Source organism: Pontibacter sp. YIM B11418 (assembly GCF_059278805.1).
Genome location: NZ_JCAEMH010000001.1, coordinates 465,440 through 480,002 on the forward strand (window position 1 = coordinate 465,440; position 14,563 = coordinate 480,002).

General features: G+C 51.2%; 17 protein-coding genes. 8 read left to right on the forward strand and 9 right to left on the reverse strand.

From position 1 onward, the window contains the following. The first annotated feature begins 200 nt into the window (after positions 1-200). From AC4QZR_RS01975 to AC4QZR_RS01985, 3 genes are all read left to right on the forward strand, one after another. The gene (locus AC4QZR_RS01975; protein ID WP_494479426.1) at positions 201-845 is read left to right on the forward strand and encodes a hypothetical protein; all 645 of its coding nucleotides are present in this window, start codon (positions 201-203) and stop codon (positions 843-845) included. A 204-nt stretch (positions 846-1,049) separates the two neighbouring features. After that, positions 1,050-2,141 carry an alpha/beta hydrolase family protein gene (locus AC4QZR_RS01980; protein WP_494479427.1) on the forward strand — a complete coding sequence of 364 codons (1,092 nt, stop codon included), beginning with the start codon at positions 1,050-1,052 and terminating at the stop codon, positions 2,139-2,141. A gap of 27 nt (positions 2,142-2,168) precedes the next feature. Then, positions 2,169-2,651 (forward strand): NUDIX hydrolase, encoded by a 483-nt coding sequence (locus AC4QZR_RS01985; protein ID WP_494479428.1) that lies wholly within the window; start codon positions 2,169-2,171, stop codon positions 2,649-2,651. A 10-nt stretch (positions 2,652-2,661) separates the two neighbouring features. Here AC4QZR_RS01985 and AC4QZR_RS01990 read toward each other — a convergent pair whose 3' ends face one another. The 9 genes from AC4QZR_RS01990 to AC4QZR_RS02030 form a co-directional block, all read right to left on the reverse strand. Continuing rightward, a complete protein-coding gene (locus AC4QZR_RS01990; protein ID WP_494479429.1) occupies positions 2,662-3,621 on the reverse strand; it encodes a ComEA family DNA-binding protein in 960 nt (319 codons plus the stop codon). A 7-nt stretch (positions 3,622-3,628) separates the two neighbouring features. Then, on the reverse strand, positions 3,629-3,790 hold the full coding sequence (locus AC4QZR_RS01995) for a hypothetical protein (protein WP_494479430.1): 162 nt from the start codon (positions 3,788-3,790) through the stop codon (positions 3,629-3,631). A 6-nt stretch (positions 3,791-3,796) separates the two neighbouring features. Further along, positions 3,797-5,452 carry a sodium-dependent transporter gene (locus tag AC4QZR_RS02000; RefSeq protein WP_494479431.1) on the reverse strand — a complete coding sequence of 552 codons (1,656 nt, stop codon included), beginning with the start codon at positions 5,450-5,452 and terminating at the stop codon, positions 3,797-3,799. Between the two features lie 121 nt (positions 5,453-5,573). Beyond that, complete coding sequence (locus tag AC4QZR_RS02005; protein WP_494479432.1) at positions 5,574-6,482, reverse strand: SDR family oxidoreductase; 909 nt, start codon at positions 6,480-6,482, stop codon at positions 5,574-5,576. 175 nt (positions 6,483-6,657) lie between these two features. Further along, positions 6,658-7,299, reverse strand: coding sequence for a peptidylprolyl isomerase (locus AC4QZR_RS02010; RefSeq protein ID WP_494479433.1), 642 nt, complete (start codon positions 7,297-7,299; stop codon positions 6,658-6,660). 228 nt (positions 7,300-7,527) lie between these two features. Beyond that, the gene (gene hemC / locus AC4QZR_RS02015) at positions 7,528-8,481 is read right to left on the reverse strand and encodes a hydroxymethylbilane synthase (protein ID WP_494479434.1); all 954 of its coding nucleotides are present in this window, start codon (positions 8,479-8,481) and stop codon (positions 7,528-7,530) included. 12 nt (positions 8,482-8,493) lie between these two features. Next, on the reverse strand, positions 8,494-9,621 hold the full coding sequence (locus AC4QZR_RS02020; RefSeq protein ID WP_494479435.1) for a DNA polymerase III subunit: 1,128 nt from the start codon (positions 9,619-9,621) through the stop codon (positions 8,494-8,496). Positions 9,622-9,728: 107 nt separating this feature from the next. Next, positions 9,729-10,934 carry a GlmU family protein gene (locus AC4QZR_RS02025; RefSeq protein WP_494479436.1) on the reverse strand — a complete coding sequence of 402 codons (1,206 nt, stop codon included), beginning with the start codon at positions 10,932-10,934 and terminating at the stop codon, positions 9,729-9,731. Positions 10,935-11,106: 172 nt separating this feature from the next. Further along, on the reverse strand, positions 11,107-11,352 hold the full coding sequence (locus AC4QZR_RS02030) for a type B 50S ribosomal protein L31 (protein ID WP_101444000.1): 246 nt from the start codon (positions 11,350-11,352) through the stop codon (positions 11,107-11,109). Positions 11,353-11,518: 166 nt separating this feature from the next. Between AC4QZR_RS02030 and AC4QZR_RS02035 the strand changes: the two genes are divergently transcribed. The 5 genes from AC4QZR_RS02035 (at position 11,519) to AC4QZR_RS02055 (ending at position 14,522) form a co-directional block, all read left to right on the forward strand. Next, positions 11,519-12,028, forward strand: coding sequence for a phosphoribosyltransferase family protein (locus tag AC4QZR_RS02035; RefSeq protein ID WP_494479437.1), 510 nt, complete (start codon positions 11,519-11,521; stop codon positions 12,026-12,028). A gap of 49 nt (positions 12,029-12,077) precedes the next feature. Next, complete coding sequence (locus tag AC4QZR_RS02040) at positions 12,078-12,434, forward strand: hypothetical protein (protein ID WP_494479438.1); 357 nt, start codon at positions 12,078-12,080, stop codon at positions 12,432-12,434. 114 nt (positions 12,435-12,548) lie between these two features. Further along, entirely contained in the window at positions 12,549-13,127 is a 579-nt protein-coding gene (locus tag AC4QZR_RS02045) for a non-canonical purine NTP diphosphatase (RefSeq protein ID WP_494479439.1), read from the forward strand. An 85-nt stretch (positions 13,128-13,212) separates the two neighbouring features. After that, positions 13,213-13,827: a uridine kinase gene (gene udk, locus AC4QZR_RS02050; RefSeq protein ID WP_494479440.1), complete on the forward strand. Its 615-nt coding sequence runs from the start codon at positions 13,213-13,215 to the stop codon at positions 13,825-13,827. Between the two features lie 2 nt (positions 13,828-13,829). Beyond that, entirely contained in the window at positions 13,830-14,522 is a 693-nt protein-coding gene (locus tag AC4QZR_RS02055) for a potassium channel family protein (protein ID WP_253400820.1), read from the forward strand. Positions 14,523-14,563 lie beyond the last annotated feature (41 nt).

Sequence of the window (14,563 nt, forward strand, 5' to 3'; positions counted from 1 at the left end):
AACGGCTATCATTCTGGTATTATTTCCGTAAAAATATTCATAAAGCCTTGTTTACAAACCGGATACAGCATCAGCAGGGCTCATACCTCAGCGCGATACCTGTACCTATGAATCCGATCAGAAAATTCAGATCATCCAGCTTATTTATTACTGTTGCCGGAGAAAGCCTGGGACATGTTACTATCAACAGGACTGTTCTGTTGAGTACTTTTCTCTATACCTTTGCCGTGGCGCATGTTTTGGTCGGCATCGCGTTTTATTTTCAGGATACGAGTCGCTTTTACAGCTATCTCACAGAAGACGGCTATATCGAATATTTCACGTCTTTTTTTTTGCTAGCTACTTCGCTGTACTGTTTTTATAAAGCACCCCGGATAGATGGCAAATGGGCAAAGGCGTTCTTTTATGTGGCGGCGGCTGTTTTTTTCTTTGGCTTTGGCGAGGAGATTTCCTGGGGGCAGCGCCTACTGGGCTTTGAAGTGCCGGAGGACCTGGAGAAGATCAATCCGCAAAGCGAGTTTAACCTCCACAACATTCACTTGAATGGCGTGAACCTGAACAAGCTTATTTTCGGCAAAATATTATACCTGGGCGTATTCGTTTACTTTTTGGCTTTGCCCGCGCTATACCGGCACAGGCAGTGGTTTAGGCAACTGGTAGATAAAATCAGGCTTCCTTTGCCAACTCCTTTGCAAGCGCTGCTCTATACCTTTCTATTCATCAGCCTGCTGCTCATTAATGATGGGAAAAAGTGGGAACTGCAGGAATTCGTGCTCGTTAGCTTTATTTTTTACGCCTTCCTGATGCCTTACAACAGGAGCATTTCGCACCCGACTCAGGTATAGCCTATCCTTTTAACCGAAAGCAGCCTGAAATTCAAAGGCATGCCACTAACCTATCCGGCCTGTTTAACCGTATGGAGTAAAAATTTCCTGCCAAGCTATTTTGTGGTTTCGTGACCTGCTATACCTTACAACATTTTCCGCTGAGCAGCAGTTGTAGTGTCACGCACATGCTGTAGCTTGCATCTGCTTGCACCGACATTTACTATGAAAAAGCCTACCAATCTACTCCTTTTCTTTGGGTTGATCCTCACCCTACTTGCCTCCTGCCGCAAAGAGCGGGTGGAGAAAGAAGTAGAACGCATGGACGAAGTCACGACCTCCAAGAAGTACCCTTTTAAGTTTACAGACGAGAGCCTGGAGAAATGGAAAGAGCAGGTTCCGGAGATCCAGAAAGTCAACATTAAGTCCACGATGGACGGCGTCCAGCAGCCGGCCCTGTTCTATACCTCCGAAACAACCGGCCCCAGACCGCTGCTGGTGATGCTTCACAGTTGGAGCAGCGAGTACCTGCAGGTAAAGAGCATCCCGTACGCACTCTGGAGCAAGGAATACGACTGGGCTTTCATTCATCCCAACTACCGTGGCAAGTTCGACAATCCGGACGCCATGGCCTCTGACCTGGCCATACAGGACATTGTGGATGCCGTGAATTACGCCAAACAGCACACAGAGATCGACACGAACCGCATCTATATCCTCGGCTCCTCCGGCGGCGCGATGACGGCGCTGGTGGCGGCCGGCCGGCACCCCGAGATCTGGGCAGGCGTAGTGGCCTGGGTGCCCGTTTTTGATCTGGTGGACTGGTATGCCTTCAGCCAGAACTACCCGCACCGCGACTACAACCGCCACGTGGTGGCTGCCTGTGGGGGCGAGCCGCTGCCAGGCACTCCCGCCGCCGAAGAATGCAAACGCCGCAGCCCCAGTACTTACATCCACCAAGCCAAAGACGTCCCGATCTTCCTGGCGCACGGCACAGAAGATGTGCTGGTCCCGCCGGATCACTCTATCCGGCCCTTCAACATTCTGGCCAGCCCGGGCGATACTATTTCGCAGCAGGACATCGACTATCTTCTGAAAGAACAGGCGCTGCCAGAGGAAATGGCCAGGACAACTGAGGAGAGCAAGTACTTCGGACCTTCGGACCCGGAGGTGGTGTTTGTGCGGCAATCCGAAAATGTGCGTCTGGTGCTATTTGTGGGGCAGCACGACATGGCCTACAACCCCGGTCTGTTGTGGCTGAACGAACAGCGCAGGAAAGTGGCTCCAACTACCCTTGAGCCAGTTGCCGGGCACTAAGAAATTTTCCTATTTCAGATAGAACCGATGCCTGAAGCTTCTAATAAAGACGAGCACGCCAAACCTACTGTACCCACGCTGGAGCAGGTTTCTTCTGGCGGTGTGGTGTTCCGGCAGGGAGCCTCAGGTATAGAAGTAGCGTTGATATCGGTAGGCAAGCCCGAGCGCTGGCAACTGCCGAAAGGTATAGTAGACCCCGGCGAAACGCCCGAGGTAACGGCTGTGCGGGAAGTGCGGGAAGAAACCGGTGTGACGGCTGCGCTGGTCGAGAAGATAGATACGATTGAGTACTGGTATGTGGGCGACAGGGCGGGGCAGCGGGTCCGTTTTCATAAGTTTGTGCATTTCTTTTTGCTCGCTTACCAGTCAGGCGACATTGGCCAGCACGACTGGGAAGTGAACGAAGCCCGCTGGGTGGATCTGCAGGCGGCTAAGGAACTACTGTCTTTTAAAAGCGAACGGCAAGCGTTGGAAAAAGCGGAGCGGCTGATCGACGCCCTCGAAAAGTAACACACTATACCTACAGCACCAGGTATGGGCTGATCTTCTCAAACAACTCTGCCGTTACGATCTTGATCTGCCGCACATCCTCTACTTTGCTGAACTCCCCGTGCTGCTCCCTATAGGCCACGATGGCACGCGCCACATTGGAACTGATGTACGGATGTGCTCGTAGCTGTTCGACACTAGCCTGGTTGAGTGATAATTGTTGCAGGGTGTTGGCTTTCGGCACGAAGGTATACTTATGCAGACTGTCTACCACTGCGGGCGGCAGGGCGTATACCTCCTGTACCTGCGCCATGCTGTGAAAGCCTCCCAGCCCATCCCGGTATTTCACAATCCTCGCCGAAAGTTTGCTGCCAATTCCCCTGATCTGTTTCAAGGCAGTTGTGTCGGCGGTGTTGATGTTGAAAGGGGCAAGGATAAAACGCTCGCGGGGTCGTGGGTTGTTTGCCCAGTTTGGATTGGGGGTCGTACGCGAGTTGGCGGCTATACCTTGCTTGCGGCCATACCTGTCAGGCTTGGATTCGGGGAGCTGAATGTACGGGTATAGCGTCTGAAAAACGGAATCGGGTAGACCGTAGATAGTCGCAAGCTGGGCCTTGTAGGTGAAGTCGCCGACTTTGTTGCGGTAGTTGAGGATGCGTTGGGCCATGTACTTAGGCATGCCGAGCTCCTGCCATTGTGCTTCTGTCAGGTGATTGGGGTTAAATGGCTGCAGCGCTACAGGCAGTTGGTATATCTGTTTTCTGCCCGTTTTCTCTGGCTGCTTTGCTTCGAGTTGCGCCACCAGGCTGTCGAGCAGTTGCTTGTCGGCCGGGCTGCTCTCAACAACGCCAGTTTCCAGTGTCGTGAACCATTTAAACAGCAATGGTGCTGCCGTCAGCAGCACCATTGCTCCTATCAGTACCAGAAACCCGTTTACTTCACGCTGCGAAAAGCCAAAGTTGCGTCGAATCCAGTACCTGATTTTCTTCATAAAATAGTTAAGCCTGTGGAGTCCGCCGCTCTATCTCGTCGTCGTTGTCAAGATAGGAGTCAGGCTCCGGTTTGTGAGGGGCATTGAGCACCCTTATAAAAAAGTAGATAGTTGCGCCAGTTACTAACAACATGGTACTGAGCATGACAACAAGTGCAGATGTATTCATAGTTTCCTAAATTCTTCCTTCTCTAACTCTTTTTTTATACGCCATGTATACTAGCCCCGCTATACTCAGGAACACAACTACCAGCAGTATGCGCGAAGCATTCACAAAGAACAGCGTATCCTGCAGTTGCTCAATCACGGCCGGGTCGGTGGCTTCGGCCAGCTGGCGCTTCAGGTTCGAGTTCTTTATCTTGTTGATGATGGAGCTATCGTCCAGTTCCCAGCCGTTGCTGAATGCGCCTGCCCAATCGCCGCCCTTCGGTGTGATAAGGGAGCCGATGAACACCCATAGCAACAGCAGTGGGGTTACGAATTTGATGATGAATTTGTAGATGTTCGGCACTTTGATGTCAGCACCAGAGGTAATTTCTCTCCAGCCTTTGTTCATACCAAACACCCACGCAAACAAAATGGATTCAAACAAGGCAAACACCACCAGCGATACCGTACCTGCCCAGTAGTCGTACTCGTCGAACACGCCGTACTTGAAGAACAGCACCGTTGGCATACCCAGCACCAGCACGATAAGGCCAAAAGACCAGGCAGCAGGTCTGCGATTCCAGTTAAACTCGTCCTGCAAGAAACCAATCCACGGTGTTCCCATGGCCAAAGAAGACGTGATGCCCGCAAAGAACAGCAAGCCAAACCACATCACACCGGCAACGGCACCAAGTACATCGCCCCACTGGTAGAACAGGTATGGCAGCGTTCGGAAGCCTAATCCAAGACCACCCTGGCTGTTTACGAGGTCAACTACACCATCTATACCCAGGTAACCAATCGAAATTGGAATCAGGATAGAAGCACCCAGCACCACTTCCACGAACTCGTTCATCCAACCTGCCGACATGGCATTGAGGGCGATATCGTCTTTGGAGCGCACATAGGAAGCATAGCAGTGTATGGTACCCATACCTACCGAAAGTGTAAAGAAGATTTGACCGGCCGCAGCCAACCATACCGTAGGAGACCAGAGCTCATCGAAGTTTGGCGTCCATAGGAAGTTAAGGCCAACTGAGCTGTCGTTAATGGCACCATTTTCACCTGCGGTAATCGTAAAGCCTTTGTAGGCCAGGAACATACCGAAAAGAATCAGGAGCGGCATACCTATCTTGGCAACGCGCTCCACTCCTTTGGCAAGACCCTGGGAGAGAATCCAGGTGTTAAGCAGCAAGCAGATGACAAAGAAGAAGATGGGCTCGTAAGGGATACCGAAGGTAGACTCACCCAGGCTCACATACTGATCAAAGAAGTTGGAAACGCCGTTCTGGTCGAGTCCATTGAAAGAGCCAGCCAGCGAGTGGAACACATAGGAAAGCGTCCAGGATTCCAGGTAGCAGTAGTAAGAAGCAACCGCAATGTTGGTCCAGATGCCGAATACGCCGATGTACTTCCACAGGCGGTTCTTGTGCATGGTATCTACAATGAAGGGAGTGGAGTGGTGACCGAACTTGCCCCCGAAGCGGCCCATAGACCATTCAATCCAGAGCAGGGGAATACCCATCACCAGAAAGCAGACCAGGTAAGGTATAATGAAGGCTCCTCCGCCGTTCTGCACCGCCTGCACCGGGAAACGGAGGAAGTTCCCCAGGCCCACTGCGTTGCCGGCCATGGCCAGAATGAGACCCACCCGGGAGCCCCATGATTCTTTGTTAGCACTCATAAAAAGGGTAAAGGTTGGTTAGTTTAGATTAGTTGGTTTAGTGTAAAGGCACGGGTAATCAGGATTTAAAGCTTCCAATTTAAGCAATGGTTCTGATTGAACCATATTAAATTCAATATTTTTAATACATATCAGCCTGTTCTGCCACCATGGCAATGCCCTCCTGAAACGTATGCGGTTTGTACCCAAGCTCCCGTTCGGCTTTGGTGATGATGAAACCAGTGCGGGCAGGGCGCCTGGCAGGCTGCGAGAAGGTGCTGCCGTCGGCTTTGTCGATCAGCGATTTGTCCAGCTTGAAATAGTCGGCTACCAGCAGGGCCATGTCGTAGGGGGTGTACATTTCCTTGCCCGAGATGTTATAAATGCCCTCTGCATCGTGCTGCACGGCCAGCCAGCAGCCCATGGCCAGGTCCTCGGCCAGTGTCGGGGTACGGAACTGGTCGGTTACTACCTTGATCACCTTGCCAGCCCGCAGGCTGTCGCGCACCCACAGCACAATGTTGGTGCGGCCGTAGTCGTGCACCACGCCGTACACGAGCACCGTGCGTAGTATCGCCCATTTGCACTTGGCCTGTTTCACAATTTCCTCTGCCATCAGCTTGGTTTCGCCATAAAAGCTGATCGGGTTGCCTGCTGCCTCCTCGTCATAAGGGCCGTCTTCGCCATCAAAAATAAAGTCCGTGGACAGATGGATAAGGTGCACGTTGTGCTTTTCGCAGGCCTCTACCACGTAGGCTACCGCGTCGCGGTTGAGTTTCAGGGCGCCCGCCTGGTCCGATTCGCACTGATCCACGTTGGTCATGGCGGCGGTATGGATCAGGTGCGTTGGTTTGAAATCGGCCACTACCTTTTCGATCTCTTCGCGGTTAGTCACATCCATCGAGGCAAAGGACAGTGTTGGGAAAATCTCCGCCAGTTTGTTCTCGCCACGGCTGGTCGCCAGCAATTCCACATCGGTGCGAGGAAGCAGCAGGGAAGCCAGTTTCTGGCCCAGCAGACCGTTGGAGCCTGTGATTAGTATTTTTTTCATGTTTTCAGTTTCTGTTGTATGATTGATTCTCCTTGAAGTGGATCACTTCACTATCCCTTCGAGAAGCAACGGCATCATGCCCTCATTATAAAGGTAAGTGCGTGGTTACTTATCGACATGGCCCTACTTGCAGGTATAGCAATTGACTGAAGAGGCAAAGTTGTTTCAGGTATAGTTAGTCCGCCTGCTGATAGGTATAGCGGTACTTCTTGGCGATCTTTTTCTTCTTCACTTCCTCCACCTTCACTTTCATAGGTATATCGGAAAGTGGGCGATTTCGACCGTCTACAGCTTGTGCTGCAATCTTATCGATCACATCCAGACCATCGATCACCTGCCCATACACCGTGTAGGCTTCATCAAGCTGTGGCGTTCCCTGGTGGTTCTCCACAATATAGAACTGGGAGCCGCTCGACTCTTTTTTAGGATTTACCTGGTCACCCATACGGGCGGCGGCCAGGGCGCCACGCACATGCTTATACCTGGGTTTGATCTCGGCAGGCACGGTATAACCCGGGTTGCCGGCTCCGTCGTTCCGTGGATCATCGTCCTTGGTGTTTGGGTCGCCGCCCTGGATCATAAACCCATCGATCACGCGGTGGAAAGTGGTGCCGTCGTAAAAGCCCTGCCGTGCGAGTTTCAGGAAGTTCTCTTTGTGGAACGGCGTGTCATCGAAGAGCACCAGTTTCATTTCTCCGTGCGGAGTGGAGATGGTTACCAGTTGATCTTTGCCTTTGGGGGCTTTCTGTGCCATCGCGGCCATTGGCAGAAGCGCCAGCATCAAAATGAAAACAATTATCTTTCTAAGCATGTTCATGTTGAGGGGTAAGTTTTCGGTTTAAAATCAAGTCCAGATTCCAAATTTAAGCCTTTTTGGTTCCTTTCCATGTATTGCCTGCATTTTCTGCAGGTTCATACGAATTCTTTTGAGCATGTTAGGAAGCTACAGGCAGGACCATTATGCTGAATACTTCTATACCTGTAAAAGAAAGGGGCCACCTGCTTTCTACAGATGGCCCATTTCTTATTTGAATCTTTAGTGTACTTATTCTTCTCTTTCAGACCTGATCTCCTTCAGGATCTTGTCTCCGCCACGGCTCAGAATCGTTTCGGCCAGCCTTGTGCCCAATGCTTCGGCCTCCTCCTGGCTACCTTCATATACCTCTGAGAGGTGCTGCTGCCCGTCGAGGCTCACGATGCCGCCATGTATGCGCACATTTCCCTCCGCCGTCAGTTTAGCCAGTGCAAAAGAAGGTATGCTGCAACCGCCCTCCATGGTACGCAGGAAAGCGCGCTCTGCCAGCAGGCACACGTGGGTATCGGCGTGGTTAACGGCATCTTTTATCAGCTGCTTCAGCTCGGGATCAAGGTCGCGGGCGCACTCCACGGCCACGCTGCCCTGGCCGGCTGCAGGCACAAATTCATCGTCCGGGAAGGTATGCACGATCATGTGGTCGTAGCCCATCCGGATCACACCGGCATAGGCTAGTACCAGTGCTTCAAAGGGGCCTTCCTTTAGCTTCTGCAAGCGGGTCTGCAGGTTGCCGCGCGACTCATCAGTGGTCACGTTCGGGTAGTACTTTCTGAGCAGGGCTCTGCGACGTGTAGAAGATGTACCAAGCATCACCTTGCTGTCGCGCTCTAGTTTGAAGTCCGGGTTGAAGGACAGGACCACGTCGTTAACAATCTCGCGCTCCATAAAGGCCACCAACTCCAGCTCGTCAGGTATAGTCGACTGCACATCTTTGGCGCTGTGCACGGCAACCTCGATGGTGCCTTCGCGCAGACCTACTTCCAGCTCTTCAGTGAACACGCCCTTTGAACCCAGCTTAACGAGGGAACGGTCGAGTATCTGGTCGCCTTTGGTGCTGATGATGACAATCTCAGTATCGAGACCGGCGGCCTGTAGTTTATCGGCGACGGCATTCGCCTGCCAAAGGGCCAGCTTGCTGCCACGCGTTCCGATTCGGATGGTTTTAACTATTGTATTATTTTCCATGATATTTTCTCCTTAACTAGCATTGCGCAGGTACTGGGCGATCTGAATCGAGCTGTCTACAAACACCATTTTCGGGTTGGCGTTGCGCTCTATATGATAGTGCGCCTCGTTTAGTTCCTGCGCCAGTTTATCGGCATTGTTTTCTGTGATCAGCTTCGAGAACTTTTGTACGAAATCGAGCTCGTTAGGGGGTAGGTAGGCGATCAACGACTCATCCACGCCGTAGAGCATCACCTTACGGAAGAGGTTTAGCGCATAAAGCAAAAAGTTCTTCTGGTTCTCGCGGCCCAACTTCTGAAACTCCTCGCTGGCGTCCACCACTTTCTCGAACTTGTAGCTGTAGCAGTTACGCATCCAGTCGGTGAAGAAGGTGAAGTAGTCGCTGCTGACCTCGCTGGTGAGTTTGGAAGCGGCATTCAGACTTCCCTCTGCCAGCTGCGCCACCTGGTAGGCGGCTGTGTTGACGAGTCCGTGCTTTTCCTGCAGGTAGCTGATCACTTCCTCTTCGGTAAAAGCCCGCACCTGCACAATCTGGGTACGCGAGGTGATGGTTGCTAAGAGCTTGTCGGCCGACTGCGACACCAACAGAAAGAGCGTTTTGGCTGGCGGTTCTTCGAGTAATTTAAGTAACGCATTGGCCGCGAAAGGGTGCATCAGTTCCGGCAGCCAGATGAGTATGATCTTGTAATCGCCCTCAAAAGCTTTCAGTGACACCAGTTTTACCAGTTGGCGGCTTTCCTCTTTGGAGACATTGCCCTGCTTGTTCTCAGCGCCGATGTGCTGCATCCATTCGTTGAGCCCCTGGTAGGGATTGGCCAGCACGAATTCGCGCCACTCGGTCAGGAACTTCTGGCTCAGTACATCCTTGGTAATGGACTTGGTGCTCGTTACCGGCATCACGAAGTTAAAGTCGGGGTGCACCAGCTTGTTCATTTTCACGCAGCTGTTGCACGTTCCACATGAATCATCGGGCTGCCTGTCCTCGCAATTAATGTAGGTAGCGTAAGCCAGCGCTAAGGCCAGATTTGCACTTCCCTCCTGCCCCAGAAACAGCTGCGCATGCGCCACATGGTTCTGTCGCACCGAGTTAACCAGTAAGGTTTTCGTTTCCTGATGCCCTAGTATTTGAGAGAAATGCACGTTTTAATTATTAAATTGTTGAATGGTTAAATTGTTAATCTGCTGGGTAACACACGCAGAATTTACATTCCACGAAGTTAACAATTTAACCTATAACAATTCAGCCACTACCCTTTCCTATCCCACACCCGGTATTCCTGGGTTTGCTCGAATATTTCTGCGAAGATAGCCTTTTCTGTGTCATCGAAGGGCAAATTGCGCCGTCCCATTACTTTTTCGGCTACTTCGCTGGCTTTGCGCAGCTGAAAAGTCTCGAAACCGGAGGCGCCTCCCCAGGCAAAGGAAGGTATAAAGTTGCGCGGGTAGCCGGCCCCAAAGATGTTGGCGCTCACACCCACCACCGTGCCCGTGTTGAACATGGTGTTGATGCCGCTCTTGCTGTGGTCGCCCATGATCAGGCCGCAGAACTGCTGCCCGGTGCTTTTGAAGCCACCTTTGGCATAGCTCCATATTTTCACTTCGGCGTAGTTGTTCTTCAGGTTCGAAGTATTGGTGTCGGCGCCCAGGTTGCACCACTCGCCCAGCACCGAATTGCCCAGGTAGCCTTCGTGTCCTTTGTTAGTATGGCCAAAGATAACCGAAGCTGCCACCTCGCCGCCTACTTTGCAGAAAGGCCCGATGGTCACGTCGCCGCGCATTTTGCCGCCGACGTTCACATTGCTGCCTTCACAGATCGCAAATGGCCCTTTGATAATTGCGCCTTCGTGTATCTGTGCATTCTTCCCGATGTAGATCGGCCCGTTTTCGGCATTGAGGATAGCCGCACGTATCTTGACGCCCTCTTCTATGAAGATATTTTCCTCGTCGTACACCATGGTATACTTATCGTCGATGGGCTGGCTCTGGCGCCCTGCCGTCAGCACTTTAAAGTCGCTGCGGATCTGGTTGCCGTTCTGAACGAAAATCTCCCATACCTCCCGAACGATGTTTTCAGGTTGGCATTCTATCTTTTTGGAGGAAGAGTAGATGGCCAGTTCACCGGCATCGTGCAGGTCCAGGTTATCAGCATGGAGGGCTACTAACATACCTTCGCAATACAATCCTTCCCCCGCTTTCAGGGATTTTATTTTATCTACCAGCGCTTCGTCCGGACAAACAGCGCCGTTGACAAACACATTGTGGATATCGTAGTGCGCCGGAAACTTCTGCTGCAGGTATGGCTGCGTCAGATACGACACGGTCGCCCCTGCCTGTAGCTGCCACTTTTCGGCAATGGTCATGATGCCAACGCGGATATCGGCCACTGGCCTGGTAAAAGTCAGCGGCAAAAGCGACTGCCGGATAACAGGGTCATCGAAGAGAATGATGTTCATAGCTGTAAAAATAAAAAGTCTTGCGGAATTTGAAACAGGTTCTTTAATCTCAATAATGCATGCCGTACCTGTACCGGACAGGGCCTTCAGAAAGTTGTTAAAAGCAAAAAAGTCTTTCCGTATGGTAACAGAAAGACTTTTTTCAAACGTTTTAACCAAGCTTTATACCTGACTATTTTTTCTTGTAACGTGTGTTGAAACGCTCCACACGACCCGCAGTATCCACAAAGATGTTTTTACCAGTGTAGAAAGGGTGTGACGCAGAAGAAACTTCCACTTTGATTACTGGATATTCTTTGCCGTCTTCCATCGTGATTGTCTCGCTAGAGTTCATCGTAGAACGGGTGATAAATTTAAAATCACTCGTCATATCCTGGAAAACCACCTCTCTGTATTCTGGGTGAATGCCTTTTTTCATTATTATAAACGTTAATTAACCTTAATTTCTGAATCGGACTGCAAATTTAAGAAGTATTTTCGAATTTAAAATGTTACTAACCAAATTATTTTAACATTCGACGTTGCTAGCGATATTTATATAAATTTGTCTCAGGCACAGCGCCATACCTTACACCCATACCCTCATGACACACCCACAGCAGAACCTGATACTCGACCAGGGGCAGATCCAGCAGAAGATCACCCGCATGGCCTACGAGGTATACGAGCAGAACTTTGAGGAACAGGCACTTGTACTGGCAGGTATACACCGCAACGGCTATACCCTGGCAGGCATGCTGGCTACCGAACTGGAGAAGATTTCCCCCATCAAAGTAACGCTGCTGAAGGTAACGATAGACAAAACCGCTCCGCTGCAGTCGCCGGTCGCTATCACACCCGAAACCGCCTCTATTGAGAAAGCCGTGGTAATTATTGTGGACGATGTGCTAAACACCGGCAAAACACTCGCCTATACCTTGAACTCCCTACTGCCACAAAACCCCAAGAAAGTGGAAATCGCCACGCTGGTGAACCGCCACCACACCCTGTTCCCGGTGTCGTGCACCTATACCGGTTACTCGCTGGCCACGACTTTGCGCGAGCGCGTGGATGTGGTGCTGCAGGATGATGAAGTAGCGGCGTACCTGCATTAAGAGCATAACACTTATCTTATAAAAGCATCTATACCTTAAAAGAGGTCTTATGCATCTGAACAAAGAAGAAACACGATTCAGCAGCAGATGGGCCAGGGCGAAAGAGCGAGGCCAGTGGCGCTACATCCTGACACGCGGTTTGCTGTGGGGTGCGATGGTCAGTGTCTTTTCATATCTTTTTCAGTCTTGGGATTCGCTTAAAGCATGGGACACCACCGTACTTGCAGATAGCTTTATTTCTTCTGACTTCTTTGTTAGACTCTTGATCTACAGCACAATCGGGTTAGGTATATACGCTTACCATTGGAATTTCAACACCAAAAGGTATAACCAACTGAAAAACATCGAAAGGCATTCACAAGCCGTGTCGGATACCACGAAGAGCCATTCCGAAGCAGCCAATTAATCCAATTATACCTCAGTTCGTACTAATCACCTTGAGATCGGAAAACTACTTTTGGGTTTTTTTACCCCATTTAGTATGCTTGGATGTCCTTGCTAACCCTGCAAATCATAAACTATGAAAGAACTCTGCTTCGCCACCAACAACAAAAACAAAGTAGCTGAGGTAAGCCGCATGCTCGAAGGCAAGTATAAACTGCTCACCCTCGAGGACATAGGCTGCCACGAGGAACTGGCCGAGGACCAGGACACGCTGGAAGGCAACTCACGCCAGAAAGCGCAATATGTGTGGGAGAAGTACAAGGTCAACTGCTTTGCCGATGATACTGGGCTGGAAGTAGACGCCATTTGCGGTGAACCGGGCGTCTACTCGGCCCGCTATGCCGGTCCGCAGCGCAATGATGCCGACAACATCCGCCACCTACTTAAGAATCTCGAAGGCCACGACATTCGTCGCGCCCGCTTCCGTACCTCCATTACGCTATACCTGGATGGGCAGGAGTACCAGTTCGAGGGCATTGTGAACGGGCACATCACCACTGAGTGGAAAGGCGACAAAGGCTTTGGCTACGACCCCGTGTTTATACCTGAGGGCTACGACCGCACTTTTGCGGAGATGTCGCCGGAAGAGAAAAACGCCATCAGTCACCGTGGAGAGGCCATCCGGAAGCTGGTGGAATTTTTGAAAGCAACTTAGCGTTTGGGAGGTAAAATAATTAGCGCAGGCTGTAGCCACATTGGCCTTAAAAGACTAATTTTGTAGCCTGAAACTATAATCTCCAATGCAAAAGCCATTTATCGTCGGAATTACAGGAGGTAGTGCTTCAGGGAAAACCACTTTTTTGAACAGACTACTTGCGTCTTTCTCCCCTGAGAACATCTGCCTGATCTCTCAGGACAACTACTACAAAGACCGCGAGCACCAGACCCGCGACCTTAACGGGGTCGTCAACTTTGACCTTCCTTCCTGCATCGACGACGAGGCTTATGCGCAGGACATCCTGAAGCTGAGCAAAGGCGAGTCCGTTTTCCGCAAAGAGTATACCTACAACAACCCCAATGTAGTGCCCAAGCAGCTGGAGTTTAAGCCGGCCCCCATTGTGGTGGTAGAGGGTATTTTCGTTTTCTACTTTGAGGAAATCGCCAAACTGCTGGACCTGAAGGTATACATCGACGCCAAGGAGTACATTAAGCTGCAGCGCCGCATCGTGCGCGACAAAGTGGAGCGCGGCTACGACCTCGACGATGTGCTCTACCGCTACACCCACCACGTGGCGCCCACGTACGAGAAGTACATCAAACCTTACAAAAACGACGCAGACATCATCATCCCGAACAACGAGAAGTTTGACCGCGGACTGGAGGTTCTGACCACATTTCTTAATTCCAAACTATAAGGATGCGACACAAGTTTGCAGTAATCGGACTGGGTAGATTTGGCAACTCCATCGCCCGCACGCTCGCAGAGCGCGGTGCAGAGGTGCTCGCCATCGACAACAACGAGGACCATGTGGAGGACATAAAGGACGACGTGGCCTATGCCGTGACCCTGGACGCGACGGACATCCGGGCACTGGAGGCTCAGAACGTGCAGGACATGGACGCGGCCATCGTGTCCATCGGTGAGGACTTCGAAGCCCTGCTCATCACAACAGCCAACCTGCAGGAACTCAACATCAAGCGGATTATTACGCGTGCCGCCAACAAGCAGCAGCGCCGCATTCTGGAAAAGATGGGTGTGCAGGAAATTCTGTCGCCGGAGGGGGAAGTTGGAAAAACAGTGGCTGAGCGCCTGCTGCAGCCAAGCATCCGAACCTTCCTGTCGCTGCCCGACAACTATGAGATCGTGGAGATCAACACCCCGCGTGGCATCTCCAATAAAAGCCTCGCCAAGATATCACTGCGCGAGAAGTACAACCTCAACCTGATCACGATCAAGCGCTTTTTTGAGGAGATACAGGACGGTAAACCCACGCAGGTGGAGCACATCATCGGTGTACCCAAGGCCGACACCATTATATATCCCTCTGACATTCTGATCCTTATCGGAAAAAAGCACGACATCAAACGATTTATTGATATAAACCGCTAACAGGTTTTAATTTTTCAAAGAAAGCCTTACATTTGCTTTCT

Bases quoted from the DNA above. Each gene is read 5' to 3' on its own strand.
- AC4QZR_RS01980 (WP_494479427.1), top strand. From the start codon at position 1,050: ATGAAAAAGCCTACCAATCTACTCCTTTTCTTTGGGTTGATCCTCACC.
- AC4QZR_RS01985 (WP_494479428.1), top strand. From the start codon at position 2,169: ATGCCTGAAGCTTCTAATAAAGACGAGCACGCCAAACCTACTGTACCC.
- AC4QZR_RS01990 (WP_494479429.1), bottom strand. From the start codon at position 3,621: ATGAAGAAAATCAGGTACTGGATTCGACGCAACTTTGGCTTTTCGCAG.
- AC4QZR_RS01995 (WP_494479430.1), bottom strand. From the start codon at position 3,790: ATGAATACATCTGCACTTGTTGTCATGCTCAGTACCATGTTGTTAGTA.
- AC4QZR_RS02000 (WP_494479431.1), bottom strand. From the start codon at position 5,452: ATGAGTGCTAACAAAGAATCATGGGGCTCCCGGGTGGGTCTCATTCTG.
- AC4QZR_RS02005 (WP_494479432.1), bottom strand. From the start codon at position 6,482: ATGAAAAAAATACTAATCACAGGCTCCAACGGTCTGCTGGGCCAGAAA.
- AC4QZR_RS02010 (WP_494479433.1), bottom strand. From the start codon at position 7,299: ATGAACATGCTTAGAAAGATAATTGTTTTCATTTTGATGCTGGCGCTT.
- hemC (WP_494479434.1), bottom strand. From the start codon at position 8,481: ATGGAAAATAATACAATAGTTAAAACCATCCGAATCGGAACGCGTGGC.
- AC4QZR_RS02025 (WP_494479436.1), bottom strand. From the start codon at position 10,934: ATGAACATCATTCTCTTCGATGACCCTGTTATCCGGCAGTCGCTTTTG.
- AC4QZR_RS02030 (WP_101444000.1), bottom strand. From the start codon at position 11,352: ATGAAAAAAGGCATTCACCCAGAATACAGAGAGGTGGTTTTCCAGGAT.
- AC4QZR_RS02035 (WP_494479437.1), top strand. From the start codon at position 11,519: ATGACACACCCACAGCAGAACCTGATACTCGACCAGGGGCAGATCCAG.
- AC4QZR_RS02040 (WP_494479438.1), top strand. From the start codon at position 12,078: ATGCATCTGAACAAAGAAGAAACACGATTCAGCAGCAGATGGGCCAGG.
- AC4QZR_RS02045 (WP_494479439.1), top strand. From the start codon at position 12,549: ATGAAAGAACTCTGCTTCGCCACCAACAACAAAAACAAAGTAGCTGAG.
- udk (WP_494479440.1), top strand. From the start codon at position 13,213: ATGCAAAAGCCATTTATCGTCGGAATTACAGGAGGTAGTGCTTCAGGG.
- AC4QZR_RS02055 (WP_253400820.1), top strand. From the start codon at position 13,830: ATGCGACACAAGTTTGCAGTAATCGGACTGGGTAGATTTGGCAACTCC.